The sequence below is a fragment of the Nocardioides panacisoli genome, assembly GCF_039537325.1.
Classification (GTDB): Bacteria; Actinomycetota; Actinomycetes; order Propionibacteriales; family Nocardioidaceae; genus Nocardioides; species Nocardioides panacisoli.
Map to the genome: position 1 here is coordinate 18,870 of NZ_BAABAH010000012.1, position 24,013 is coordinate 42,882.

Consider the following 24,013-nt stretch of genomic DNA (forward strand, 5'->3'; position numbering starts at 1 on the left):
GCGCATGAGCACGTTCGGTGCCGACAAGTTCACCACCCGCAGCCGCGAGGCGATCGAGGCTGCCCAGCTGTCCGCCACGACGGCGGGCCACTCCACCACCGAGCCGATCCACCTGCTCGTCGCGCTGCTGCTGCAGCAGGAGGGGACGGCCGCCAACCTGGTCGCCAAGGCCGGCGTGGACGTCTCGACCCTCGTGCACGCCGCTGCCGCCGCGCGCGACGCGCTGGCGTCGGCCTCCGGTGCGACCGTGCAGCAGCCCGCCGCGTCCGCCGCGCTGACCCGGGTGCTCGCCCAGGCGCTGGACCTGGCGCGGTCGATGAAGGACGAGTACGTCGCCAGCGAGCACCTGCTGATCGCGCTGGCCACCGTGGAGAGCTCGGCGCAGAAGGTCCTCCACGACGCCGGCCTGAGCGCCGACGGGCTGCGCGAGTCGCTGACCGCGGTCCGCGGCAACCGGCGGGTGACGTCGCAGGACGCGGAGTCGACCTACGAGGCGCTGGAGAAGTACTCCGTCGACCTGACCACCGCCGCCGAGGAGGGTCGCCTCGACCCGGTCATCGGGCGCGACGCGGAGATCCGGCGGGTCATCCAGGTGCTCTCGCGCCGTACCAAGAACAACCCCGTCCTCATCGGCGAGCCCGGCGTCGGCAAGACCGCCGTCGTCGAGGGCCTCGCGCAGCGCGTGGTCGACGGCGACGTGCCCGACAGCCTCAAGGGCCGGCGGGTGCTGAGCCTGGACCTCGCCGCGATGGTCGCCGGAGCGAAGTACCGCGGTGAGTTCGAGGAGCGGCTCAAGGCCGTGCTCGAGGAGATCAAGAGCGCCGGCGGGCAGATCATCACGTTCATCGACGAGCTGCACACGGTCGTCGGCGCGGGTGCCGGCGGCGACTCGGCGATGGACGCGGGCAACATGCTCAAGCCGATGCTGGCGCGCGGTGAGCTGCACATGATCGGCGCCACCACGCTCGACGAGTACCGCGAGCGGATCGAGAAGGACCCCGCCCTGGAGCGGCGGTTCCAGCAGGTCTTCGTCGGCGAGCCCTCCGTGGAGGACACGATCCAGATCCTGCGCGGCATCCAGGAGAAGTACGAGGCCCACCACGGCGTCCGGATCACCGACGCCGCGCTGGTCGCCGCTGCGACCCTGTCCGACCGCTACATCTCCGGGCGACAGCTGCCCGACAAGGCGATCGACCTCGTCGACGAGGCGGCGTCCCGGCTGCGGATGGAGATCGAGTCCTCCCCGGAGGAGATCGACCAGCTGCGGCGCCACGTCGACCGGCTCAAGATGGAGGAGTTCGCGCTCGCCAAGGAGTCCGACGACGCGTCGGTCGAGCGGCTCGAGGCGCTGCGGCAGGACCTCGCCGACAAGCAGGAGGAGCTGCGGGGGCTCGAGGCGCGCTGGGAGCGCGAGAAGTCCTCGCTCGAGGGCGAGGGTGAGCTGCGCCGCCAGCTCGACCAGCTGCGCAGTGAGGCCGAGCGGCTGCAGCGCGAGGGCGACCTCGGCAGCGCCAGCGAGATCCTCTACGGCCGGATCCCGGCGCTCGAGGAGCAGATCAAGGCGGTCGAGGCGGTCGAGGTGTCGGCCACCGAGAAGCTGGTCGGCGAGGAGGTCGGCGCCGAGCAGGTGGCCGAGGTCGTCGAGGCGTGGACCGGCATCCCGACCGGCCGGATGCTGCAGGGCGAGACCGCGAAGCTGCTCGAGATGGAGCAGGTGATCGGTGCCCGGCTGATCGGCCAGGCCGACGCGGTGCGTGCGGTCTCGGACGCCGTACGCCGGGCGCGGGCGGGGATCTCCGACCCGGACCGGCCGACCGGGTCGTTCCTGTTCCTCGGTCCGACGGGTGTCGGCAAGACCGAGCTCGCGAAGGCGCTCGCCGACTTCCTGTTCGACGACGAGCGGGCGATCGTGCGGATCGACATGAGCGAGTACGCCGAGAAGCACGCGGTCGCGCGGCTGGTCGGTGCGCCTCCGGGCTACGTCGGCTACGAGGAGGGCGGTCAGCTCACCGAGGCGGTGCGGCGCCGGCCCTACTCGGTCGTGCTGCTCGACGAGGTCGAGAAGGCGCACCCCGAGGTGTTCGACGTGCTGCTGCAGGTGCTCGACGACGGCCGGCTCACCGACGGCCAGGGCCGGACCGTGGACTTCCGGAACACGATCCTGATCCTGACCTCCAACCTCGGCTCGCACTTCCTCGTCGACCCGACGCTGGACCCCGAGAAGAAGAAGGAGTCGGTGCTCGCGGTCGTGCGGCAGAGCTTCAAGCCGGAGTTCCTCAACCGGCTCGACGAGATCGTCACCTTCGACGCGCTGTCCAAGGACGACCTGACGCACATCGTGGACCTGCAGCTCGCGTCGCTGGAGAAGCGGCTGTCCGTGCGCCGGATCAACATCCAGGTCACCGACGCCGCGAAGCAGTGGCTGGCCGAGACGGGCTACGACCCCGCCTACGGCGCCCGCCCGCTGCGCCGGCTGGTGCAGACGGCCATCGGCGACCGGCTCGCCAAGGCGATCCTCGCCGGCACCGTCACCGACGGCGGCACCGTCACCGTCGACCGCGCCCCCGACTCCGTCGACGGCCTGGAGCTGCGTGTTGAATCCTGAGTTCGAGCACGTCGAACCCTGACTTCGAGCACGTTGAACCGTCAGTTCGAGCACGTTGAACCCTGAGTTCGAGCGCGTCGAACCCTGGCTTCGAGCACGTTGAGTCAGCAGTTCCAACCGTCCCGAACTGAAGGTTCGACACGCTCGAACTGACGGTTCGACGTGCTCCAACACGGGGTTCGACGAGGGTTCAGGCGGGGCGGGGGAGGCGATCGAGGCGGCGTCGGTACGCCGCGATGGCGGCTCCGGTGGCGTCGGCGCCGAGCTTGGTCCGGGCGGCCGCGAGGCGGCGGTCGGCGGACCGGCGGGACAGGTGCAGGGCGTCGGCGGCGGCGCCGAGCGTCGAGCCGCCGGCGAGGAGGTCCATGAGCACCCGTTCCTCGGCAGTGAGCATCGGGCCACCGCCCGAGACCCGGTGGTCGAGGTGCCCGAGCCGGCGCAGGTCGTCGCAGAGTCGGTCGACGACCGGACGGGGCGCGGAGGCGGCGTCGACGAGGAGCCCGACGCCCTCGATGGCCGTGAACAGTGCCACGGCGGCGTCGTCGGCGCTCGCGACCGGCAGCGCGTACACCAGCCCGCCCTCCCGGTGACCGATGTCGAGGTGGTCGACGACGCGCCAGCCCCGGGAGCCGAGCTCGCCGCGCGCCTCGGCGAGGGCGTCCGGCCCGGCCTCGACGACCACGTAGGGCAGGGTCATCCGCCGCTCACCAGACTGATCAGGTGGCGGCGGTTCTCGGCGCCGACCTTGCGGCGCGCGTTGGCGACCAGCGTCTGCACCGTGCGGTGCGCGATCCCCAGCCGCGCGGCGATCGCCTTGTCGGTGAGGCCCTCGGCCGCGAGCATCACGATCTCGAGCTCGCGGGCCGTCAGCGGAGAGCTGTCCGTGCGCGTCGTCGCCGCGGACCGGCGTACGCCGAGCGCCCGGAGCGAGCGCTCGCAGCGGCTCACCACGTGCACGAGCCGGAGCCCGCGCGCGTGGGCCTCGGCGTCGACCAGGGCGGCCGCGGCGGCCGGGTCGCCGGCGAGCCTCAGCGCCTCACCGTGCGCCCAGCGGCAGCGGGCGCCGGCTCGCTGGTGGGTCCCCTCGTAGGCCGCCGCGGCGTTCGCGAACGCGACGGCCGCCGCTTCGTACTCCTCCTCGCGCAGCAGGGCGATGGCGTCCACCTCGCGGAGCGCTCCGCCGAGGAGGCCGCGCGGGCGCACGTCCGGGGCGGTGGGGTGCGGCGCGCCCGTCTCCCGGGCGGCCCACGCGAAAACCGGCGTGGCGAAGGCGATCCGCGCGAGGTCGTGCTCGTACTCCCGGAAGGCCTTCTCCTCGACGAGCACGTCGTCGTGGCGCCGCAGCTCGAGGAACGCCCACGACCGCACCAGGTGGTAGTTGCTGTGGCCGCGCTCGCTTCCGAGCGACTCGATCCGCTCGGTGGTCTCGAGCCCGAGATCGACCAGCCCGAGGTCCACCTGGGCGATCGCGAGGGTGAACAGCAGGTCGGTGCGGTCGAGCACGCCGAGCCCCGTCGGGGCGGCGGCCAGGGTGGACGCCTCCGCGAGCACGACGTCGTACTCGCACGCGTGCGCCGCCAGGTTGACCCTGCGGAAGTCGAAGGTGCGCTGCAGGCCGAGCAGCTTGGCGTCGGCGCAGCGCAGCGCCATCGTCCGCGCGAGCTCGCGGGCCACGGACTGGGGTCCGTAGGTCTCGGTCGCCGAGATGTAGTTGTTGGCGATGCGGCACTCGCGGGCGAAGTCGCCCTCCTCCTGGGCGCGCTGCAGAGCCGCCGGGTAGGCGTCGCGCCAGCGCGGGTCGGAGCCCAGGTAGTAGGCGTCCGCGACGGCCTTCAGCGCGGCCACGTGACCCTCGTCGATCCGCTCGGCGAGAGCGAGCGCCTGCTCGGCGAGGACGGCAGCGGCAGGTACGTCGCTGTCGACGACGAGCTTCAGGAAGCTTCGCTCGACGAGGGTGAGCAGCTCCTCGATGGTGCCGGGCGTCGCCGCCTCGACCTGGGCGGCGAGCGCGGCGCGGTGCGCCTCGGCGTCGCCACGGAAGTACGCGATGTCGGTGCGCTGGCGGGCGATCCGGAACCGCAGGTCCGCCCGGTCCGGGAGGCCGTCCAGGAGCGCCGCCGCGGTGTCGCACTCGCCGATCTCGTTCGCGGCCTCCGCGGCCTGCAGCCGGAACTCCGCGCCGCTCTCGGTGCCGACGCACCGTGCCGCGGTCTGCAGGTGCGCCACCCGCTCCCCGGTGGTCGCGGCCTCCTCGACCGCCCGCATCGCCGCGTCGTACGCCGCCCCGCAGTCACCGGCCGCCTGCAGGTGGACCGCCTGCTCGCCGGGGTGGGTGAGCACCTCCGCGAGCCGTTGGTGGCAGCGGATCCGCCGCTCCTCGGAGATCAGCTCTCCCACCACCTCGCGGACCAGCGCGTGCCGCATCGCGACGTAGCCGTCCGTCGACCGGGCCAGCCCGCTCTCGATGAGCCCCTCGGCGCCCGGGATCGCCCGCTCGGGCAGCGGCCGGCCGGCCAGCGTCATGAGCGCCAGCCCCTCGAGCTGCTGCTCGGGCAGGTCGCGGCAGCGGGCGAGCATCGCCCGGTGCAGGCTCTCGGTGCCGCGGTCGGCGTCAGCGAGCTCCTCGATCAGCAGCGGGTTGCCGCCGGAGCGGTCGACGACCTCGGCGACCTCGCTCGGCGTGAGCCGCGGCCGGAGGGTGCGGACCAGCTCGGCGGCGTCCTCCCCGTCGAGCGGCTCGAGGTCGATCCGCGCGCCGGCGGCGATCCGGGCGAGCAGCGCGGCCGCCCCCTGGTCGCCGCGGCGGACGGTCAGCACCAGCGGCACGGTCGCAGCGAGCAGCTCGAGCACCCGGACCGTGTCCTGGTCCGCCCACTGCGCGTCGTCGACGAACAGGATGTCCTCGCCGAGCGCAGCGGTGACGGCCTCGGCGACGTACTCCGCGTCACCGTCCCAGGTCTCGGGGTCCAGGTCGGGGCCGAACGCGCGTCGCAGCGGCAGGTACGGCGACCACGACAGCGTCGCGAGGCAGCCGCCCTCGCGGTAGCCGCGCCCGCCGAGCGCGGCGCGGACCAGCGCGGTCTTGCCGACGCCGGCCTCGCCGTACAGGACGACCGGCCAGGCCCGCTCGGCGAGCTGGTCGACCAGCGCCCGGGCGGGCTCGGAGCGCCCTACCAGCAGTTCCCCCACCCGGCTAAAGGTAAAAGGGAAAATTCATCCTTGCGGGGGAATTCGCGCATCCGTCGGGGGGAGGTTGGCGCATTTGCACGATGCCGCGCACCGACCGCGACCGCGAGCCTTGGGGCATTCGAAGCCACTTGTGTTTCTGGAGGAACCCCTCATGTCAACTGCTACTGCCACCCCCCTCGCCCCCGCGCCGGTCGCGCCGGTCGCGCCGATAGCCCCGCGCCGCGGGCCGCGGCTGACCCGGCGCGAGGTCGACGTGCTCACCCTGCTCGCGCTGGGCCGCTCGAACGCCGAGATCGCCGAGGAGCTGTTCGTGAGCGTCTCGACGGTGAAGAGCCACGTACGCCGGCTGCTCACCAAGCTGAATCGGCGCGACCGGCTGCAGCTGGTCGTGCTGGCCTACACCAGCGGGTTCATGGGCGAGCGCACGGCGCAGCGCGACCGCTGCTCCTGCCGCACGAACCACCCCGCGCAGGGGCTGCGCGCGCTCGCCTGACCACCGGGTGCTCCGGCGGCCGTCCCGCCTCGGGCCGGCCGCCGGGCGTCTGGTGCAATGGAGGCCATGACCGAGCAGGCGCCGCGACCGGGGCAGACGACGTTCGCCGGGTGGCTGATCATCGGCGGCTCGGTCGTACTCGTCGTCGCCGCATGGCAGCGGATCGCCGGCCTGCACACGCTCGAGGTCCAGGACGAGCTGCGCAAGCTCCTCTCGGAGCCGCCCATCGACGGCTCCGGCCTGACGGTCAACATGCTGTCGGACGTCATCCGGGTCCTGGCGATGATCGCGGCTGGAGCCGCGACCGCGTCGGCGATCCTCGGCTTCCACGCTCTGCGCCGCTCGACGAGCGCTCGGCTCGCGCTGACCTGCCTGGCACCGCTGGTCCTCGTCGGCGGCCTCGCCACCGCAGGATTCCTGGCCCCGATGGTCGCGGCCGGCGTCGCCATGCTCTGGGTGCAGCCGACCCGCGACTGGTTCCGAGGTACCTCGGCCGCCCCGGTCGCCACCAAGCCGGTGCCGCAGCCGCAGCCCGGCCCGCCGGTCGCGCCCCCGCCGCTCGCGCCTCCCCAGCAGCCGTTCGCGTACGCCGCCCCGCCGGTCGCGGTGCGGCCGGCCCGGCCGCCCGCGATCGTCGCGGCCTGCATCGTCACCTGGGTCTGCACCGCGCTGGTCGCGGGCGGGATGCTGCTGGCCGAGGTCGCGATCATGCTGATGCCGGACGACACCTTCGACGAGATGGTCAAGCAGGCCGAGCAGTCCGGGCCGTACGTCGCAGACCTCAGCCGCAGTGAGATCGTCGCGGCCACGCTGGTGCTGGCGGTCGTCGTCGTCGTCTGGTGCATCGCGGGGGCCGTGCTCGCGGTGCTGGCGTTCCGCCGGGTGATGTGGGCGTGGATCGCGCTGATCGTGTCCGCAGCGGCGGCAGGCCTGCTGCTGCTCGTGACGAGCTTGGCGGCTCCCTACCTGGTCGTGCTCGTCGCTGCGGCGGCGGTGACCTGCTCGCTGCTGCTCCGGGCGGACGCGCGCGCCTGGATCAGGCGCTGAGGTCGGCGGCGGCCAGCCGGCGGACCGCCTCGTCGATGACCGGCTCGTCCTTGCAGAACGCCCAGCGCACCAGGTGCCGCCCGTCGCCGTCCGGGTGGTCGTAGAACGCGGCCATCGGCACGGCGACGACCCCGGCCCGCTCGGGCAGGGCCAGGCAGAACTCGCGGCCGTTGGCCCAACCGAGGTCGGTGATGTCGGTGGTCGTGAAGTAGGTCCCCTCCGGGGTGTACGGCGACAGGCCGGCCGCCGTGAGGCCGGCGGCCAGGCGGTCCCGCCGCTCCTCGAGGCTGCGCGCGAGCTTCGCGGGGAAGTCCGGGCACTCGTCGAGCGCGGCCGCGACCGCGGGCTGCAGCGGCGCGCCCGAGGTGAACGTGAGCCACTGCTTGGCGCCGACCAGGGCCGCGACCAGGTCGGCGGGCCCGGTCGCCCAGCCGACCTTCCAGCCGGTGAACGAGTAGGACTTGCCAGCGCTGGACAGGGTCAGCGTGCGCTCGAACATGCCGGGCAGGGTGGCGATCGGGACGTGCCGGCGCCCGTCGAAGGTGAGGTGCTCATAGACCTCGTCGGTCACCACGATCAGGTCGTTCTCCTGCGCGACGGCGGCGACCGCCTCGAGCTCCTCGCGGGTCAGCACCGAGCCGGTCGGGTTGTGCGGGGAGTTCAGCAGGATCAGGCTCGTGCGCGGACCGACGGCCGCGCGCAGCTCGTCGGGGTCCAGCCGGAAGCTCGGCGCTCGCAGCGGGACGGGCCGGCGTACTCCGCCGGCGAAGCCGATCATCGCGAGGTAGGAGTCGTAGTAGGGCTCGAGCACGACGACCTCGTCGCCCGGGTCGACCAGGCCGAGCAGCGCGGCAGCGATGCCCTCGGTGCACCCGGTGGTCACGGCGACCTGGCGGTCGGGGTCGAGCTCGATGCCGTAGTGCCGCTGCTGGTGGCGGGCGATGGCGGTCCGGAGCTCGGGGACGCCGATCCCGGGTGCGTACTGGTTGCGCCCGCCGCGGAGGGCCGCGATCGCCTCCTCGATCACCTCGGGCGGGCCGTCGCTGTCCGGGAACCCCTGGCCGAGGTTGACCGAGCCGGTCCGCACGGCCAGCGCGGACATCTCGGCGAAGATCGTCGGCGGGATGCCGTCGAGGCGTCGGGCGTGGCGCATGTGCCCATGTAACCGCACGTCGCGGGCCGCCGATGCGCGCGGGATCACCCCGTGTCGGATTGCGGTTCCTTTACCTACACTCGACTCGGATGTCTCGGGTCCACCGGTTTGGGACGGGGGAACGACATGGTCGCGCCCGAGGTCGAGGTGCGGGAGCTGGGCCGCGCGCCGCGAACGGTTCCGGTCGACCGCGGGCTCGAGGTGGGCCGCGGCGCCGACGGGCTGCGGATCGACGACGACGGTGTCTCGCGGCGTCACCTCAAGCTGCTCCCGAGCCCTCTCGGGCTGTCGGTCGTGGACCTCGGCAGCCGCAACGGCACGCTCGTCAACGGAAGGCCGGTGACCTCGCGGACCGCGCTCGCCGACGGTGACGTGATCCGGCTCGGCCGCACCGAGCTGGTGGTGCGGCTCCCGGTGCCGCGATCGACCCCGACTCCCGGCCCGCGCGTGCTCCCGGCGGACTCGGTTCCGCTCCCCGCGCCGCCGGTGCTCGTGGCGCCGGCTGCGACCACGCCCCTCCGGGCGGCGGTCGTGTGGCTCAGGGCCGGGCCGGACACCCACGCGGCGTTCCGTACCTACCAGGAGCTGCCCCGGCGGATCCCGGTGCGGGCCTGGCGCGTCGTGCGGGTCGGGTCGGTGGCGGCCTACCTCGCTCTCGTCGTCACGCTCGTCGTCCGGCCGACGACCGGGCTCGCCCTGTTCTTCGGCGTCGTGGTGCCGGTCCTGCCGATCCTGTTCTTCGTCGCGCCCGGCGTCTGGCGCAACATCTGCCCGCTCTCCTCCGCGAACCAGTCGGCTCGGGTGCTCGGGTTCACCCTCGGCCGCACCGCGCCGCGGTGGTGGAGCGAGCGGGGCTACGTCGTCGCGATCACCCTGTTCTTCGGGATCGCCGGGGCGCGGCTCGCGCTCTTCAACAGCAGCGGTACGGCGACCGCGGCGCTGCTCGCCGTGATCATCCTGTCGGCCTTCGCGATGGGGGTGGTGTTCAAGGGCAAGAGCGGGTGGTGCAGCAGCATCTGCCCGTTGCTGCCCGTGCAACGGCTCTACGGCCAGACGCCGTTCGTGCTCTCGCCCAACAGCCACTGCCAGCCCTGCCTGGCGTGTACCCGCAACTGCTACGACTTCCAGCCGCAGCTGGCGCAGCAGGCCGACCTCCACGACCTCGACAGCCGCTGGTCCCAGCCGCGCCGCTTGTTCGCGAGCGCTCTGCCGGGATTCGTGGCGGGCTTCTTCACGCTGCTGGGCGAGCCCGCCCTCACTACGCCCCAGACCTATGGCCGGCTCGCTCTGTTCGTCGCCGCGAGCGTCGCATGCTTCCTCGTGCTCGAGGTGTTCCTCGGCGTCTCCGCCGGGATGGTGACCGCACTGGCCGGCGCGGCCGCGCTCAACCTCTTCTACTACTACGGCACTCCGCGCGCCGGCTCCGCGCTGAGCACCCTGCTGGGGACCGCGAATCCCGGCTGGCTGCGCTGGCCGGTCCTCGCCGTGGTCGCTCCGCTGACGCTGGTGTGGCTGCTGCGGACGCACTGGGCCGAGCGCCGCTACCTCGCCGAGACCGGGCAGGACGAGGTCACCGACCTGGGGATGCCGGTCGTGCCGACGGTCGCGGAGGCGCCCGCAGCAGAGGTCGCCTTCGTCGGTGGGCCGACTGCCTCGGCGACGACCGGCCAGAGCGTGCTCGAGCTGGCCGAGAGCTGCGGCCTGCAGATCGAGGCCGGCTGCCGGATGGGCGTGTGCGGCGCCGACCCGGTCGCCGTGGTCGGAGGTGCCGAGCACCTGTCGGTGGCCGAGGAGGAGGAGCTGAGCACCCTCCGGCGGCTCGGCCTCGCGCCGAACACCCGGCTGGCGTGCTGCGCCCGCGCGACCGGCGGCCCGGTCACCGTCGGTCTCACACCGGATCGGGGAGCATCCGTCGAGACGCCGCCGCCCTCGTTCGACCGCTCGATCACCAGCGTCGTGGTGATCGGCACCGGTGTCGGCGGGGTCACCGCGGCCGACTTCGTGCGCCGTGGGCACCCCGACTGCGAGATCCACCTCGTGGGCCAGGAGCCGCACCTGCTCTACAACCGGATGGGCATCTCGCGGATCGTCTACGGCCGCTCCGCGATGAGCGGTCTGTCCCTCCTGCCGGAGGAGTGGTACGACGACCACCGGGTCACGACCTGGCTGAACACCCTGGCGACGGACGTCGACACCGCGGGGCGCTCGGTGCGGCTCGGCACGGGTGAACACCTCTTCTACGACAGGTTGATCCTCGCGACCGGTGCGCAGGGCACGGTGCCGCCCCTTCGCGGTTTCGGTGGCCCCGGCACCTTCGTGCTCCGGACCGCGGAGGACGCCGGCCGGATCCGGGCGTACGCCCAGCAGCACGGTGTCACGCGCGCCGTGGTGGCCGGCGGCGGGCTGCTGGGGCTCGAGGGAGCCTGGGCGCTGCGGCGGCTGGGCCTGACCGTCACCGTCCTCGAGCGCAACACGCGGCTGCTGCCGCGCAACATCGACGCCCGCGCGAGCGAGCTCGTGCACGAGCACCTCACCCGCGCGGGCATCGCGGTCCGCTACCGCGCTTCCGCGGCCGCCCTCGAGGGTGGCAGCGTGCTCGAGCAGGTCCGGCTGGACGACGGCTCCCTGCTCCCCGCCGGGATCTTCCTCGCCGCGATCGGCATCACGCCGAACGTCGACCTCGCCCGGCGGGCCGGCCTCGCCGTCGACCGCGGGATCGTCGTCGACGACCGGATGCGCACCAGCGCCCCGGACGTCTACGCCGTCGGCGACGCGGCCGAGCACGACGCGCGAGTCCTCGGGCTGTGGCCGGTCGCCACGAAGCAGGCCGAGGTTGCCGCTGCCAACGCCCTGGGCGGCGACGAGTCGATCGAGGCGGACCTCCCGGCGATGATCCTCAAGGGCGTCGACCTCGACCTCTCGGCCGTCGGCCGGGTCGAGCCGGAGCCGGGGGACGTGGTGCTGACCGAGGACCTCCCCGCCGTCCCGCTCTACCGCCGACTGCTGCTCGCCGGCGACGTCGTGGCTGGCGTGCTGGTCCTCGGTGCGGCTCCGGAGTTCCTCTCGGCGGCGACAACGGCCGTCAAGAGGGGGACGAGGCTCGGCCCGGAGGCGCTGGCGCGGCTGCGTGCCGGTGACTGGATGGCTGTCAGGGCCGCCCCTCAGCCGGAGTCCTTGCCCACGACGGTGTAGACCTGCCGGCCGATCCGGATGCTCCAGCCGAGAGCGAGCTGCACGGGCTCCCGGCCGATCCTGGTCCACTCCCGGTCGCCGGGCCGCGCGAAGAAGGTGCCGTTCGCCGAGGCGCTGTCGCGGACGACGACCGCGTCGCCGCGGACGTCGACGAACGCGTGCACCCGCGAGACCAGGTTGTCGTCCTCGGGCACCCGCACGGGCGAGGCCGACCCCGCCGTCACCGACGGGTCCTGACGAGGGTTCCGGCCGATCACGTAGTCGCGGTCGAGCGGGATCCGGCGCCCGTCCGCGGACTCCAGCGCGAGCAGGTCGGCCGCGAGGACGACCGTGTCACCCGGGACCACCTCCGAGATCGGAGGGGCGGGCACGGGCGCCCCCCTGCCGAGCGCAGGAGTGGGCTCGTCCAGCGGGTGCGCGGGCGTCACCGGCGCGAAGCCGGCCTGGCTGGCCACGGGTTGAGCGCCGGGCGAGCGGGGCGGCGCCGGCTTGGTGGGCGGTGTGGGAACCCGCGGTCCGCCGCCGTCGACCTGCAGCACCAGACCGGTGCCGCGGGAGGTGCCGTCGCGCAGGTTGGTGTGCGGGTGCGGGGTCACCGGACCGTCGACGACCGTGAGCGCGACGGTGTGGGTCCCGGCCGGGACGGGGTCCTCGCGCCAGGTCCACACGTCGCCGGACCCGGGCTCGGCGCCGTCGAACAGGACGCGCGCGGTGCCGTACCGCACGACCCGGCGATCCTCGCGGTCGCCGACCAGCAGCACGAACGGCGGTACGTCGGGTCGGCGGCTCGCCACGAGTGCCGCGACCGACCAGAGCAGCTCGACAGGCGCCGCAGGCTCCGCGAGCAGGTCGAGGAGGGGATCGGTGAACGCGTCGGGCCCGGGCCCGATCGCCGCTGCCACCGCACCGAACCGGGCGACGATCCCCTCGCCCGGCTGCACCCCGGTCCTGTCGTGCCCGATCACCGCGGACCCCCTTCTCGACTCATGAACAGCGTGCCACGACCATCGCGACGCACCTGACGAATCCGTCGTGCACCGAGGGAAATCGCGACCGAGGAGTCAGGTACGTTCGCCCCGTGACGTCTACCGACACCGAGCTCGCTGCCGACATCGACGCCACCTGCCGGCTGACCGGGGAGTTCACGCTCCGGTCCGGCCAGGTGAGCAGCGAGTACTTCGACAAGTACCTCTTCGAGGCCGACCCGCTGCTCCTCGCCCGGGTGGCCCGGGAGATGTCTCAGCTGCTGCCGGCCGACACCGAGGTGCTCGGTGGGCTGGAGATGGGCGGCATCCCGATCGCGACCGCCGTCAGCCAGCTGCTCGGCATGCCGGCGCTGTTCGTGCGCAAGAAGGCGAAGGAGTACGGCACCGCCAAGCTCGCCGAGGGACCGGACTTCGCCGGCAAGCGGGTCACGCTCATCGAGGACGTGATCACGACCGGAGGCGCCGTGCGCGACGCGACCAACGCGCTGCGCGCGGCCGGTGCGGTCGTCGAGACCGTCGTGTGCGCCATCGACCGCAGCCCGGCGGGGGAGAACCCGCTGGCCGACGTCGGTCTGGAGGTGCGCGCGGTGCTCACCAAGGCCGAGCTCGACGCGGCGCGTGCCGCGGCCGGCGCCTGACCGCACCTCAAGGCCGAGCAGCCGGCCTATGACCCGCTCTCGAGGCCGGAGAGGTCGATCTGCGCGAGTCCGGCCCGGGAGGAGATGCCGAGCTTCCCGTAGGCGCTCGCCAGCTGCTTCTCCACCGTCTTGCGCGAGACGAAGAGGGTCTGGGCGATCACCGTGTTCGTGGTCCCTTTGGCCGCGAGTCGCACGACCCTGCTCTCCGCGGGCGTCAGCGCGGCAACGCCGGTGACCCGGGTACGACGCGGCCGGCCGCCGGCGAGAGCGATCTCCTCCCGGGCCGACGCGGCCAGCGCCGTGCCGCCACAGCGGTCGGCGAGGTCGAGCGCCGCGGCGAGGTGGCGGCGCGCATCCGTGGGCCGCCCGGTGCGGCGCAGGGCCGCGCCGAGCTCGTAGGCGACCAGCGCCCGCTCGAGCAGTGCCGGGCCTCCGGCGACCAGCCCGTCGGCTTCGGCGAGCAGCTCGACCGCCTCAGGCCCCGGCACGAGAGCCGCCAGGGCGCGCAGCGACCCGGCCTGGACGGCAGGACCACTCATGGACCGGGCCAGTCCGAGCTCCTCCTCGGCGAGCTCCGTCGCCCGACGCTGCTCGCCGAGGACGCGCAGGGCCGCGGACGCCGTCCGCCGCCACGCGGTGATGGCGGGGTTGCGCACAGCGAGCTGTTCCAGGCAGGCGCCGGCGGCGGTGGCGTCGCCGAGCGCGGCCCGCGGGTCGTGCCGCCGGAGGGCGACCTCGCCGCGGGTGTGGAGCAGCATCGCCACCGGCACGGTGGTCGGGTTCGCCAGGTCGAACGGAACGTCGGCCACGACGTCGGCAGCACCCGCAACGTCGCCGATCCACAGCCGGGCGGCGACCTGGACGGCCGGCAGCTCGGCGGATCCCATGGGCCAGCCGGCCTCGGTCGCGAGCGCCATGGCGTCCGAGACCTCCGTCGCGGCGGCCCCGACCTGCCCAAGACGCGGCAGCTCGATCCCGCGGTAGATCGTGGCCAGCACGTGCGCGACCCAGTTGCCGGTGCGCCCGGCCTTCTCCAGCACCTCGGTCGTGAGCGCGTCGTGGTCGGCGTGCCGCTCGCCCACCGTCAGGGCGAACAGCGCGCCGGCAAGAGCGGCGGAGTCGATGCTGATGTGCGCGAGAAGGCCCGGCGGGGCCAGCGCCAGGTCGAGGTAGCGGTGCAGGTCCGTGAGCGGCCCTGCCACCGCCGCCTCGGTCGCGAGGTGGCAGGCTGCGACGCGGCTGACCTCGGCGTCGGGGTGAGCCAGCGCCCGGTCCAGGTCACCGCGCTGGCCCCGGACCCGGGCGTACGTCGTCGTGCTGGTCCGGCCGATCCAGTAGCGGTCGGCGGCCGCGAGCGAACGGAGCCTGGTGCTCCGGGTGGACGCGAGGACCGTGTCGAGCGCGTCGACCGCCAGAGGCACGAGCGACGCCTTGCGTGCCAGCTCGGCGAACAGGAGTGCTCGCTCCGTCGCCGTGTCGGGGTCGTCCGCAAGCCGGATGCCGGTGACCAGGTGCTCGATCGCTGCGAGGTCCCCGACCTGGGCCTCGGCCACCCCCAACCGGAACTCCACGTCGCCGACCGCCGCGGGGGACGGCGGCTCGTCGCGTGCGCGCCGGAGCAGCGCGACGGCCGCGTGTGGGCTGCCCGCGCCGAGGGCCTGCTCGCCCGCCTGCAGGAGCAGGTCGGCCGTCTCCGGGTCGCCTGCGGGCTCGGTCGCCTTGAGGTGGGTGGCGACCACCCCCACCGGAGCTCCGCGGGAGCGGAGCACGGCGGCTGCCCGGGCGTGCCACCGTGCCCGCTCGTGGCGCCCGACGTCTCCCAGCACCGACGCACGCAAGATCGGGTGGGCGAGCCGGAGGCCACCTGCGTCGTCGACGAGCACGCCGGATGCGACCAGAGCGTCGGCGGCCGTCGCCGCCTCGTCGATCGGGACCTCCGCGAGCTGTGCCGCGTGGTCGAGCCGGCACCCGTCCCCCAGCACCGCGCAGGCGTGCGCCAAGCGAGGCGCCGCCGGGGCGAGGACGGCCATCTGGAGCAGCACGCTGCGCACGATCGCGGGTGGGGCGATGGTGTCGGCATGGGGCAGCTGGTCACCGGACGGGTCGATGCCGCGGCGCTCCAGGTCGCGGGCGAGCTCGGTCAGGTAGAACGGGTTCCCGCCGGTAGCCCGTACGCAGGTCTCGATGAATCCTCGCGACACCGGCCCATTCATGAGGCGCCCCAGCAGGACGGCTGCCGCCCCATCGGTCAGCGGCGGCAGCTGCAGCTCGCCGACGTCGCGGTGCAGGGCCTCGAGCGCGGGCGACCACGCGACCTGCGCGGCCGGCCGCAGCGCGGCCACGATGATGACCGGCAAGTCGGTCACCCGGCGAGCCAGGTACCCCAGGAAGTCGATGGAGGCGTCGTCGCACTCGTGGGCGTCGTCCACGAGCAGCGCGAGCGGACCGTGCGCGGCGAGGTTCGCCACCGTCCAGTACAGCGAGTGTTGCAGCGGACCCGGTGCGGCGGCGCCGCCAAGGATCGCCGCGGCCGGGACCGCCGCGTCCCGCAGCACGTCGGCGCGGAGGCCGGGATCGGTCAGCGCCGGCTCGAGCAGCGACCGGGTCGTGGCGTGCGGGAGCGAGCGTTCGCGGTCGGTGCCGCTCGCCGACAGGACGAGGTGTCCGCGCGCCACCAGCCGGTCACGAATGGCCGCGAGCAGGGACGTCTTCCCTACGCCCGCCGGTGCAACGATCGCGAGCGCCTGGCCCTCCCCGGCCCGCGCCGCGCCGGCGAGCTCGTCCACGCGGGCGAGGGCGGCGTCCCGCTCGAGCAGGTCGACGACAGCGGACACGGATCCCCCTGAAGCGCGGTGCGCGGCCGGTCGGCCGGCTCCATCGGGCAAAAGGTAGGGCACCCGCCCCCCTGTTCGCGCGCGTTCGTGGCGACAGGCTCGTGGACATGACAACCAGCTCGCACCGCGTGCGGCTCGTCCTCGAGATCGACGCCGCCGAGGCCATCGCCGGGCGGATCCGCAGGGACGGCCAATGGCTCGCGTTCGCCGGCTGGACCGAGCTCGGCGAGTCGATCGTGCGGCTCGCCGGTCACACCGACAAGGAGCTGTGATGGACGACGGATCGATCTTCCTGGTCACGGGCGCGTCGACCGGCATCGGCTGCGCGGCGGCCGAGCACCTCGCGGGGCGGGGGCACCGGGTGCTCGCCGGAGTGCGCAGCGATGCGGCGGCCGCCGAGCTCGGCCGCACGGACCGGATCCGACCGGTCCTGCTCGACGTACGCGAGAGCGGATCGGTGAAGGCGGCGGCGGAGATGATCGCCGACGCGGTCGGCAGTCATGGGCTCGACGGACTCGTGAACAATGCGGGGATCCAGGTCGCCGGGCCGCTCGAGCACCTCCCGCTCGACGCTGTCCGCGACGTGCTCGAGACCAACGTGCTCGGCCAGGTGGCCGTGACGCAGGCGGTGCTGCCACTGCTGCGCTCGGCCCCGGGCGGGCGGGTGGTCCTCATCAGCTCGATGAGCGGCCGGGTGGCGCTGCCGTTTCTCGGGCCCTATGCCGCGTCGAAGCACGCACTCGAGGCGATCGGTGACTCCTGGCGGCGCGAGCTCGCCCCGTCGGGTATCAGGGTGTCGGTCGTGGAGCCCGGCAACACCGCGACGCCCATGTGGGACAAGGCGCTCGGCACCGAGGGACTGAGTCGGTTCGGGCTCGAGGCGGAGCAGCGCTACGGCGCGATGGAGGCGTGGGTCCGAGCCCAGGCGCAGCGCTCGGCGGACGCGGCGATCCCGACCGACTGCGTGGTGCGGGCGATCGAGCACGCGCTGACGGCGCGCCGGCCGCGTCAGCGGTACGTGGTTGGCATCGACGCGCACGTCGGCACCCGACTGGCCCGCCACGCCCCTCGGTTGCTGGACCGCGCGATCGCCGTGGCGATGGCCCGGGACGCCCGGCGCCGCACCGGCGGCAGCTAGTCGGCGAGCTGCTTCTCGTCCTCCGGGGCGGCGTCCTCGTGGCGCGCCTTGCGGCGTACCTCGATGAAGATCGGGATCACCGTCAGCAGCAGCAGGCCGATCGTCACGAAGTCGATGTTGTTGCCGAGCCAGGGGAACGAGCGGCCGAGCAGGTCACCCGCGAGGGTGATCGTGACGACCCAGAGAGCCGCGCCGACGCCGCTCCAGACCAGGAACCGACTGCGGTCCATCCGGGTCACGCCCGCGACAAGGGTGATGTAGGTCCGCACGAACGGCACGAACCGGCCGATGACGAGCGCCTTCGGGCCGTGCTTCTCGAAGAACGTGGAGGTCCGGTCGAGGTACTCCCGCTTGATGATCCGGCCGTCGCGCTGGTAGATCCGCGGGCCGATCCGCCGGCCTATCTCGTAGCCCGCGACGTTGCCGGCGAACGCCGCCAGGCCGAACAGCAGGATGGCGACAGTCAGGTCCACCTGGTGCGGGCCAGGGACGATGTCCACGCGCGGCTCGCCGTGCTTGTTGACGGTGCCGATGAACAGCCCCATCGCGAAGAGCAGCGTGTCGCCTGGCAGGAACGGGAAGAACAGGCCGCACTCGATGAAGACGATGAGGAGGCTCAGCCAGAACAGGGCCGAGCCGAAGGTCTGCAGAAGCCAGTCCGGCTCCATCCACTTCATCCCGAGCAGCATCGGCTCGGCGACGAGGGGGGCGAGCACGCTCACGTCGTACACGCTACCGGCCACTGCCCAGCGCCACCGACGGTCCCATGCTTTATGGTCCGCCCGTGGACGACGAGGAGCCGCGGGCGCCGTACGACCCGATGCCCCACGGCCGTCCGGAGGTCGGCGTCGGCCCCTGGGAGGGCCCTCGGCCCGAGGGTGAGCAGTACGACGAGCGGCTGCTCGCGGAGGGCGATCGGCGCAACGTGGTCGACCGCTACCGGTACTGGTCGATGGAGGCCATCGTCGCCGACCTCGACGCCCGGCGGCACGACTTCCACGTCGCGATCGAGAACTGGCAGCACGACTTCAACATCGGCACGATCGTCCGCTCGGCGAACGCGTTCCTCGCGCGCGAGGTGCACATCGTCGGCAGCCGCCGCTGGAACCGCCGGGGCGCCATGGTGACCGACCGCTACCAGCACGTGCGGCACCACCCGACGGTCGAGGACCTGGCGGCCTACCTCGACACGCTCGACGGGGGACCGGTGCCGCTGCTCGGCGTCGACAACCTGCCCGGCTCGCAGCACCTGGAGACGATGCGCATCCCGCGGCGGGTCTGCTTCCTCTTCGGCCAGGAGGGCCCGGGTCTCTCCGACGCCGCCCGCCACGCCTGCGCCGGCACGTTCTCCATCGCCCAGTTCGGCTCGACGCGGTCGATCAACGCCTCGGCCGCCGCCGCCATCGCGATGCACTCGTGGGTGGTGCAGCACGCCGACCTGTCGTCGGACGACGCCTGGCGCGGCTAGGACCTGGTCTTCCGGAAGCAGGTGGAGAAGCGCAGCCCGTGGCGCCACATCGGCTTGGTCGGCCACTCGTACACCCCGAGCGAACGACCGAGCTTCGCGTGGCAGCGCTGATAGGTCCACGCGTGCATGCGCTTCGTTCCCGGATAGGTCCCACCAGGACGCTTGATGAGGGGCGCCGCACCCTGGGTGTGCGGGCCTGAGCAGGCGACGACGAGGAACCCCAGCGGCTTCCCGGCCCGGCAGCGGGCCAGGCTGTCGTCGAGCGGGAGCGGCCCGAGCTGCGGTGGCCCGTCGGTGGGCAGGGGCTGCAGCGTCTTGCCCTCGGCAAGTGCGATGTCGCACCGCACCCACTTCGCGCCCGCGTCGCGCTGTGCCTTGGACGGGACGAAGAGCCACTCCGAGTAGGCGGACGACTGGAGCGCCTTGGGCTCGGCGCCGAAGACCAGGATCTCGCCGCGGACGCACTTCTCCTGCGACCGGCGGTAGAGCGCTCCCACATCGCTCCAGTCCGGCGCCTTGGCGAACTTCACGACCGCCAGGGTCACCGAGGTGTGTGCCTCGGTGCAGTCGACGGCAGGGTCGGGATCGGCCGCGTTGAGACCCTCGGCGTAGGTCAGGTCGTGGCAGCTCCCCTCGGCCGGAGGAGCTGTGTCCACCCCGCGGCGAGGGGCGTCGGCGGACGCAGTGCTGCTCACCGGGGCGATCAGCGCAACGGACAGGGCAGCCGCCACGAGGGCGGTAGCGCGGAGCGGGCGGCGCATGGAGCTCTCCTCGGCCTAGGAGCGGGTCTCGGGCAGACAGACGGCGTACCGGAAGCCGAGGTTCCAGGAGAACTTCGACGGCACCGACTCGTAGTAGAACGCCCCGTCGAGGTGCGCCCGGCAGTGGCGGAGCGCCCAGTGCAGCGCTGCCTTCTTGCCGGGGTAGGTGTCGCCGGGGTAATTCAGCGCGAGCGTCGCGCGGTAGGCGTGGCGCCTGGAGCAGGAGAGCACCTGATAGTCGGCGCGCTTGCCGGCACGGCACTCCGCGAGCTTGTTGCCGAGCGGCAGCGACCCGAGCGAGATATCCGTCCCCGCGGGGAGCGGAACGAACTTGCCGCCGCCGAGCACCACGGCGTCACAGCGGACCCAGGAAGCTCCTGCGTCACGCTCGGCCTTCGTCGGGCCGAACCAGTAGAACGTGTAGGCGGACAGCTGGATCTTCTTGGTGTTGCCGCCCAGCGCGTCGATCAGACCGAGGTAGCACGGCTTCGAGAGCTTCTTCCAGAGCGCGTCCGCGGCCGACCAGTCCGGGTTCGACAGCTGGACCACCTCGATGGTGATCGAGGTGTGCCTGTTGGTGCACGGCACCGTCGGGTCCGGGTCGGAGAACTTCGCGCCCTCGTCCACGGTCAGGGTGTGGCAGTCGCCGACGACGGGGGTGGCGACGGCGCCGCGCTCGGCGGACGCGCTCCCGGGCGCGACGAGCAGGGTGGACAGGGCGGCGGCCAGGACGGCTGCGGAGCGCAGGGCGCGCATCGACGTACTTCCTCACCGGGATGACTCCCGAGTAGATCCGATCAGGTGCCCGCAGTTTCCCTGTTGTTGCAGCTCTGACGCAGGACTTCAAAGAAATCCGTGGCCCGTCGAGCGCGGCTAGCGTGAGGCGATGCTGAGAGCGCTTCTCGTCGTGGTGGTGACCCTGGGTGCGCTGGTCGCCCCCGCGAGTGCGGACGACCCGGGGTCGTCGAAGGAGCTGATCCAGCGCTGGAGCATCGGGTACTACGCAGGTTACGAGGCGGACGCCTACCCGGTCGACGCGATCGACTGGTCGGGGATGACGGACCTGGCGGTGTCGTTCTACCTCGTCGACGGCAGCGGGACGCTCGACCACCGGCTCTACCAGGGCACCGCCGGGCAGGGCAACGACCTCGCGACCAGTCTGATCACGGCCGGTCACTCCAACGGCGCGCGGGTGGTCGCCTCGGTCGGTGGTGCCGGTTCCGGACCGGCGTTCCACGACGCGATGACGAACCACCCCGCCACGCTCGTGCAGTCGATCGTCGCCCTCCAGGGCCTGGGCTACGACGGCGTCGACGTGGACTGGGAGCCGTTGGAGCCTGGCGACCAGGCCCTGCTCGCCCAGCTCGGCACCGCCATCCGGGCGGGATGGCCGGGAGCCGTGCTGAGCGTCCCGGTGGAGCCGATCAACGCCAACTTCCCGCCGGATCTCTCGGGCCTGGACGGTGTCGCGGCCGCGTTCGACCGCGTGGACGTGATGGCCTACGGCATGGCCTACACCTACCAGGGTTGGAAGTCGTGGCACTCCTCAGCGCTGAAGGGGGAGTCCGGCTCCACGCCGACGTCGGTGGAGTCCAGCGTGCAGGCCTACCTCGACGCGGGCGTGCCCGCGTCCCAGCTGGGCGTGGGGATCGGCGCCTACGGGCTCTGCTTCTCCGCGCCGGTCACCGGACCGCGCCAGAAGCTCAGGGGGTCCACGATCCTCAGGGACGACTACCACCTGCAGTACCGGCAGATCAGGACGACCTACCAGCCGGCGATGAGGAGCCACTACGACAGCGCGGCCGAGGCGCCGTACCTCTCGGGGAACAAGAAGCACTGCACCTACATCACCTACGAGACCCCGCGGTCCATCAAGGCCAAGATCGCCTGGGAGGCCGATCAGGGGCTGGGTGGCGTGATCATGTGGACCGTCAACCAGCAGTACCTCCCGTCGTCGGGCGGCAACCCGCTGTTGGCGACCGTCGGGCAGGAGTGGCTGCACTGAGCAGGCGGTTCCTCAGCCGGCCGACGACTCGGCCAGCGCGGACCTGAGCGCGTCGAGGCCGCGGGAGGTGTGGCTCTTGACCGTTCCCTCGGAGATGCCCATCTCCTTGGCGGTCTCGGCGACGGACAGACCCAGCCAGTGCCGCAGCACCACGGCCGCGCGCTGCTGCGGCGGCAGGTCCTCGAGCGCGGCGAGCAGGGCGGGCCGCTCGCCGAGCGCGTCCGACTGTCGCGCCGCCAGCTCCGGCAGCTCGTCGGTGGGCAGCTCTCGGCGTCGCCAGGGCCGCCGGGCCTCGTCGATGCTCGCGCGGACCAGGATGGTGCGGACGTAGGCCTCCTCGGCCCCGTTGCGCCGGACGCGCGGCCAGGCGACGTACAGCTTGACCAGCGCGATCTGGAGGAGGTCGTCGGCGCGGTGCCAGTCGCTGCACAGCGCGTACGCCACGCGGCGCAGGTGGTCGCGCCGCGCCGCCACGAAGTCGACGTAGGAGGCCTCGCGGTCGGCGCCGATCACCGGACGCCCTCGCCCGACGCGTACTGGGCGCGCAGGTAGTCGACGTAGGAGTCCAGCGTGGTCCCGGCCTTGGGGGTGTCGACCGGGGGCGCGAGCTCCCAGCCGCCGCGGACGTGGTTGCGGGCGGCGACGAACCACGTCTGCCCGTCGAAGCGGAGCTGCGCGACGGTCGTGTCCGCCGGCGCCCACTCGGCACGGCCGATGTCGTCGCCCACGCGCTGGGCGACGATCCGGATGGCCTCGTTGGACGAGGTGAGCCGTCCGTCGGCACCGAGGTCGAGCGCCTCGCCGATCGGGTCGGGTCGGTTGGCGCCGACCTGGTCGTCGACCCACTCCTGGAACGTCGCGAACCCCTTCTGCGCCTCGTCCGAGGTCGAGCCGCTGCCGTCGGCGTCCCGCCGGACGAGGTACCAGTAGCGGTCCGTGCCGTCGGTCAGCTCGAGGGCGACGGAGGCTGCCGGAGGCCGGTAGCCCATCGGGTTGGGGATCCGCTGCGTCACGTGCCAGCCGTCCCTGATCACCAGAGCGCCGTCCGGTGAGTACGCCGCAAGCAGGCCGCCCTCGAGGACGGGATCGGCCGTCGGCGTCGACTGGCCGGCGACCGGCGGGCGATCGGTCGCGACGTCGGAGCCGCCCGCCCCCAGCGTCCACCCGGCGCCGCCGATGACGAGCGCCGCGGCGACGACTCCCGCCCCCACGGCGGCGCGCCGGCGGGTGCGGGCGCGGCGCCCGTCGCGGAGCAGGGCGTCGATGTCCAGCGGGGCGGCGGGCGCCGGTGCGGCATCGAGCTGGGCGCCCAGCAGGTCGGTCACGTCGGTCATGGCTCCTCCAGTGTGGTGCGAGTACCTCACCTGCGAATACGGAACGGGACCGCGGCCGGTTGTCACGAGCGCGGCGGATAGTGTGAGAGGAACCGGATCCACTCGTGAGCAGGAGCTGCGCCGTCATGCCCATCGCCACCCCCGAGAAGTACGCCGAGATGCTGGACGCCGCGAAGGCCGGCTCCTACGCGTTCCCGGCGATCAACGTGTCGTCCTCGCAGACGCTGAACGCCGCTCTCCAGGGCTTCGCCGACGCCGGCTCCGACGGCATCATCCAGATCTCCACGGGTGGCGCGGAGTACCTCTCCGGCCCGTCGGTGAAGAACATGGTCACCGGGTCGGTCGCGTTCGCGGCGTACGCCGCCGAGGTGGCCAAGAGCTACCCCGTCAACATCGCGCTGCACACCGACCACTGCCCGAAGGACAAGCTCGACGGCTTCGTGCGGCCGCTGATCGACATCTCCGCGGAGCGCGTCGCCAAGGGCGAGGCGCCGCTGTTCCAGTCCCACATGTGGGACGGCTCCGCCGTACCGCTCGCCGAGAACCTCGAGATCGCCGAGGACCTGCTCGAGCGCTGCGCGAAGGCGCACATCATCCTCGAGATCGAGGTCGGCGTCGTCGGCGGCGAGGAGGACGGCATCGTCGGCGCGATCGACGAGAAGCTCTACACGACACCGGAGGACGCGCTGGCCACGGTGCGGGCGCTCGGCACCGGCGAGAAGGGCCGCTACATGACGGCGCTGACCTTCGGCAACGTGCACGGCGTCTACAAGCCCGGCAACGTGAAGCTCCGCCCGGAGATCCTCAAGGCCGCCCAGGAGGCCGTGGTCAAGGAGCTCGGACTCGCCGCGGACGCGCGGCCCTTCGACCTGGTCTTCCACGGTGGCTCCGGCTCGACCGCCGAGGAGATCAGCGCGGCCGTCGACTACGGCGTCGTGAAGATGAACGTCGACACCGACACCCAGTACGCCTTCACCCGCCCGGTCGCGGCGCACATGTTCCAGAACTACGACGGCGTGCTCAAGGTCGACGGCGAGGTCGGCAACAAGAAGGTCTACGACCCGCGCTCGTGGGGCAAGGCCGCCGAGGCCGGGATGGCCGCCCGCGTCGGCGAGGCGTGCGAGAACCTGCGGGCCGCCGGCAAGTCGGTCGGCTGAGACCGACCGCCGG

General features: G+C 73.0%; 20 protein-coding genes. 10 read left to right on the forward strand and 10 right to left on the reverse strand.

The window, feature by feature from the left end; translation table 11 throughout:
* The first annotated feature begins 4 nt into the window (after positions 1 to 4).
* On the forward strand, positions 5 to 2,605 hold the full coding sequence (gene clpB, locus ABD709_RS15370; protein ID WP_344776961.1) for an ATP-dependent chaperone ClpB: 2,601 nt from the start codon (positions 5 to 7) through the stop codon (positions 2,603 to 2,605).
* A gap of 190 nt (positions 2,606 to 2,795) precedes the next feature.
* On the opposite strand, the gene ABD709_RS15375 is transcribed toward clpB, so the two are convergent.
* Both ABD709_RS15375 and ABD709_RS15380 read right to left on the reverse strand, forming a co-directional pair.
* Positions 2,796 to 3,302, reverse strand: a complete 507-nt coding sequence (locus ABD709_RS15375; RefSeq protein ID WP_344776963.1) for a hypothetical protein — start codon at positions 3,300 to 3,302, stop codon at positions 2,796 to 2,798.
* Positions 3,299 to 5,794, reverse strand: a complete 2,496-nt coding sequence (locus ABD709_RS15380) for a helix-turn-helix transcriptional regulator (protein ID WP_344776965.1) — start codon at positions 5,792 to 5,794, stop codon at positions 3,299 to 3,301. Before ABD709_RS15380 ends, ABD709_RS15375 begins: the two co-directional genes overlap by 4 nt.
* 151 nt (positions 5,795 to 5,945) lie before the next feature.
* Between ABD709_RS15380 and ABD709_RS15385 the strand changes: the two genes are divergently transcribed.
* Together ABD709_RS15385 and ABD709_RS15390 are read left to right on the forward strand one after the other, a co-directional pair.
* Entirely contained in the window at positions 5,946 to 6,287 is a 342-nt protein-coding gene (locus ABD709_RS15385) for a response regulator transcription factor (protein ID WP_344776967.1), read from the forward strand.
* Between the two features lie 66 nt (positions 6,288 to 6,353).
* Entirely contained in the window at positions 6,354 to 7,334 is a 981-nt protein-coding gene (locus tag ABD709_RS15390) for a hypothetical protein (RefSeq protein WP_344776969.1), read from the forward strand.
* On the opposite strand, the gene ABD709_RS15395 is transcribed toward ABD709_RS15390, so the two are convergent.
* Entirely contained in the window at positions 7,324 to 8,487 is a 1,164-nt protein-coding gene (locus ABD709_RS15395) for a pyridoxal phosphate-dependent aminotransferase (protein ID WP_344776971.1), read from the reverse strand. The two genes, ABD709_RS15390 and ABD709_RS15395, sit on opposite strands and share 11 nt — an antisense overlap.
* Before the next feature lie 126 nt (positions 8,488 to 8,613).
* On the opposite strand from ABD709_RS15395, the gene ABD709_RS15400 reads away from it, so the two are divergent.
* On the forward strand, positions 8,614 to 11,679 hold the full coding sequence (locus ABD709_RS15400) for an FAD-dependent oxidoreductase (RefSeq protein ID WP_344776973.1): 3,066 nt from the start codon (positions 8,614 to 8,616) through the stop codon (positions 11,677 to 11,679).
* Here ABD709_RS15400 and ABD709_RS15405 read toward each other — a convergent pair.
* Positions 11,649 to 12,644, reverse strand: coding sequence for an FHA domain-containing protein (locus ABD709_RS15405; RefSeq protein ID WP_344776975.1), 996 nt, complete (start codon positions 12,642 to 12,644; stop codon positions 11,649 to 11,651). The genes ABD709_RS15400 and ABD709_RS15405 overlap by 31 nt on opposite strands.
* A gap of 113 nt (positions 12,645 to 12,757) precedes the next feature.
* On the opposite strand from ABD709_RS15405, the gene pyrE reads away from it, so the two are divergent.
* Positions 12,758 to 13,303: an orotate phosphoribosyltransferase gene (pyrE, locus tag ABD709_RS15410; protein WP_344776977.1), complete on the forward strand. Its 546-nt coding sequence runs from the start codon at positions 12,758 to 12,760 to the stop codon at positions 13,301 to 13,303.
* A gap of 26 nt (positions 13,304 to 13,329) precedes the next feature.
* Here the strand turns inward: pyrE and ABD709_RS15415 are convergent, their stop codons facing one another.
* Entirely contained in the window at positions 13,330 to 16,137 is a 2,808-nt protein-coding gene (locus tag ABD709_RS15415; protein ID WP_344776979.1) for a helix-turn-helix transcriptional regulator, read from the reverse strand.
* Between the two features lie 107 nt (positions 16,138 to 16,244).
* Between ABD709_RS15415 and ABD709_RS15420 the strand changes: the two genes are divergently transcribed.
* Positions 16,245 to 16,409 (forward strand): hypothetical protein, encoded by a 165-nt coding sequence (locus tag ABD709_RS15420; RefSeq protein ID WP_344776981.1) that lies wholly within the window; start codon positions 16,245 to 16,247, stop codon positions 16,407 to 16,409.
* Positions 16,409 to 17,275, forward strand: coding sequence for an SDR family oxidoreductase (locus ABD709_RS15425; protein ID WP_344776983.1), 867 nt, complete (start codon positions 16,409 to 16,411; stop codon positions 17,273 to 17,275). The genes ABD709_RS15420 and ABD709_RS15425 overlap by 1 nt, the downstream gene beginning before the upstream one ends.
* On the opposite strand, the gene ABD709_RS15430 is transcribed toward ABD709_RS15425, so the two are convergent.
* Positions 17,272 to 17,997 carry a DedA family protein gene (locus ABD709_RS15430; RefSeq protein ID WP_344776985.1) on the reverse strand — a complete coding sequence of 242 codons (726 nt, stop codon included), beginning with the start codon at positions 17,995 to 17,997 and terminating at the stop codon, positions 17,272 to 17,274. The genes ABD709_RS15425 and ABD709_RS15430 overlap by 4 nt on opposite strands.
* Before the next feature lie 98 nt (positions 17,998 to 18,095).
* Here ABD709_RS15430 and ABD709_RS15435 point away from each other — a divergent pair, with 98 nt between their 5' ends.
* Positions 18,096 to 18,743, forward strand: a complete 648-nt coding sequence (locus ABD709_RS15435) for a TrmH family RNA methyltransferase (RefSeq protein ID WP_344777186.1) — start codon at positions 18,096 to 18,098, stop codon at positions 18,741 to 18,743.
* Here ABD709_RS15435 and ABD709_RS15440 read toward each other — a convergent pair.
* Positions 18,740 to 19,504 (reverse strand): hypothetical protein, encoded by a 765-nt coding sequence (locus ABD709_RS15440; protein ID WP_344776987.1) that lies wholly within the window; start codon positions 19,502 to 19,504, stop codon positions 18,740 to 18,742. The genes ABD709_RS15435 and ABD709_RS15440 overlap by 4 nt on opposite strands.
* Before the next feature lie 15 nt (positions 19,505 to 19,519).
* Positions 19,520 to 20,260, reverse strand: a complete 741-nt coding sequence (locus ABD709_RS15445) for a hypothetical protein (RefSeq protein ID WP_344776989.1) — start codon at positions 20,258 to 20,260, stop codon at positions 19,520 to 19,522.
* 130 nt (positions 20,261 to 20,390) lie between these two features.
* Between ABD709_RS15445 and ABD709_RS15450 the strand changes: the two genes are divergently transcribed.
* Positions 20,391 to 21,509, forward strand: a complete 1,119-nt coding sequence (locus ABD709_RS15450) for a glycosyl hydrolase family 18 protein (protein ID WP_344776991.1) — start codon at positions 20,391 to 20,393, stop codon at positions 21,507 to 21,509.
* Positions 21,510 to 21,521: 12 nt separating this feature from the next.
* On the opposite strand, the gene ABD709_RS15455 is transcribed toward ABD709_RS15450, so the two are convergent.
* A complete protein-coding gene (locus ABD709_RS15455) occupies positions 21,522 to 22,022 on the reverse strand; it encodes a SigE family RNA polymerase sigma factor (RefSeq protein ID WP_344776993.1) in 501 nt (166 codons plus the stop codon).
* Complete coding sequence (locus ABD709_RS15460) at positions 22,019 to 22,843, reverse strand: hypothetical protein (protein ID WP_344776995.1); 825 nt, start codon at positions 22,841 to 22,843, stop codon at positions 22,019 to 22,021. Before ABD709_RS15460 ends, ABD709_RS15455 begins: the two co-directional genes overlap by 4 nt.
* A gap of 125 nt (positions 22,844 to 22,968) precedes the next feature.
* Between ABD709_RS15460 and fbaA the strand changes: the two genes are divergently transcribed.
* Positions 22,969 to 24,000: a class II fructose-bisphosphate aldolase gene (gene fbaA, locus ABD709_RS15465; protein ID WP_344776997.1), complete on the forward strand. Its 1,032-nt coding sequence runs from the start codon at positions 22,969 to 22,971 to the stop codon at positions 23,998 to 24,000.
* Positions 24,001 to 24,013 lie beyond the last annotated feature (13 nt).

Coding starts and splice junctions, on each gene's coding strand:
- clpB (WP_344776961.1), top strand. CDS start 5: ATGAGCACGTTCGGTGCCGACAAGTTCACCACCCGCAGCCGCGAGGCG.
- ABD709_RS15375 (WP_344776963.1), bottom strand. CDS start 3,302: ATGACCCTGCCCTACGTGGTCGTCGAGGCCGGGCCGGACGCCCTCGCC.
- ABD709_RS15385 (WP_344776967.1), top strand. CDS start 5,946: ATGTCAACTGCTACTGCCACCCCCCTCGCCCCCGCGCCGGTCGCGCCG.
- ABD709_RS15390 (WP_344776969.1), top strand. CDS start 6,354: ATGACCGAGCAGGCGCCGCGACCGGGGCAGACGACGTTCGCCGGGTGG.
- ABD709_RS15395 (WP_344776971.1), bottom strand. CDS start 8,487: ATGCGCCACGCCCGACGCCTCGACGGCATCCCGCCGACGATCTTCGCC.
- ABD709_RS15400 (WP_344776973.1), top strand. CDS start 8,614: ATGGTCGCGCCCGAGGTCGAGGTGCGGGAGCTGGGCCGCGCGCCGCGA.
- ABD709_RS15420 (WP_344776981.1), top strand. CDS start 16,245: ATGACAACCAGCTCGCACCGCGTGCGGCTCGTCCTCGAGATCGACGCC.
- ABD709_RS15425 (WP_344776983.1), top strand. CDS start 16,409: ATGGACGACGGATCGATCTTCCTGGTCACGGGCGCGTCGACCGGCATC.
- ABD709_RS15435 (WP_344777186.1), top strand. CDS start 18,096: ATGCCCCACGGCCGTCCGGAGGTCGGCGTCGGCCCCTGGGAGGGCCCT.
- ABD709_RS15440 (WP_344776987.1), bottom strand. CDS start 19,504: ATGCGCCGCCCGCTCCGCGCTACCGCCCTCGTGGCGGCTGCCCTGTCC.
- ABD709_RS15445 (WP_344776989.1), bottom strand. CDS start 20,260: ATGCGCGCCCTGCGCTCCGCAGCCGTCCTGGCCGCCGCCCTGTCCACC.
- ABD709_RS15450 (WP_344776991.1), top strand. CDS start 20,391: ATGCTGAGAGCGCTTCTCGTCGTGGTGGTGACCCTGGGTGCGCTGGTC.
- ABD709_RS15460 (WP_344776995.1), bottom strand. CDS start 22,843: ATGACCGACGTGACCGACCTGCTGGGCGCCCAGCTCGATGCCGCACCG.
- fbaA (WP_344776997.1), top strand. CDS start 22,969: ATGCCCATCGCCACCCCCGAGAAGTACGCCGAGATGCTGGACGCCGCG.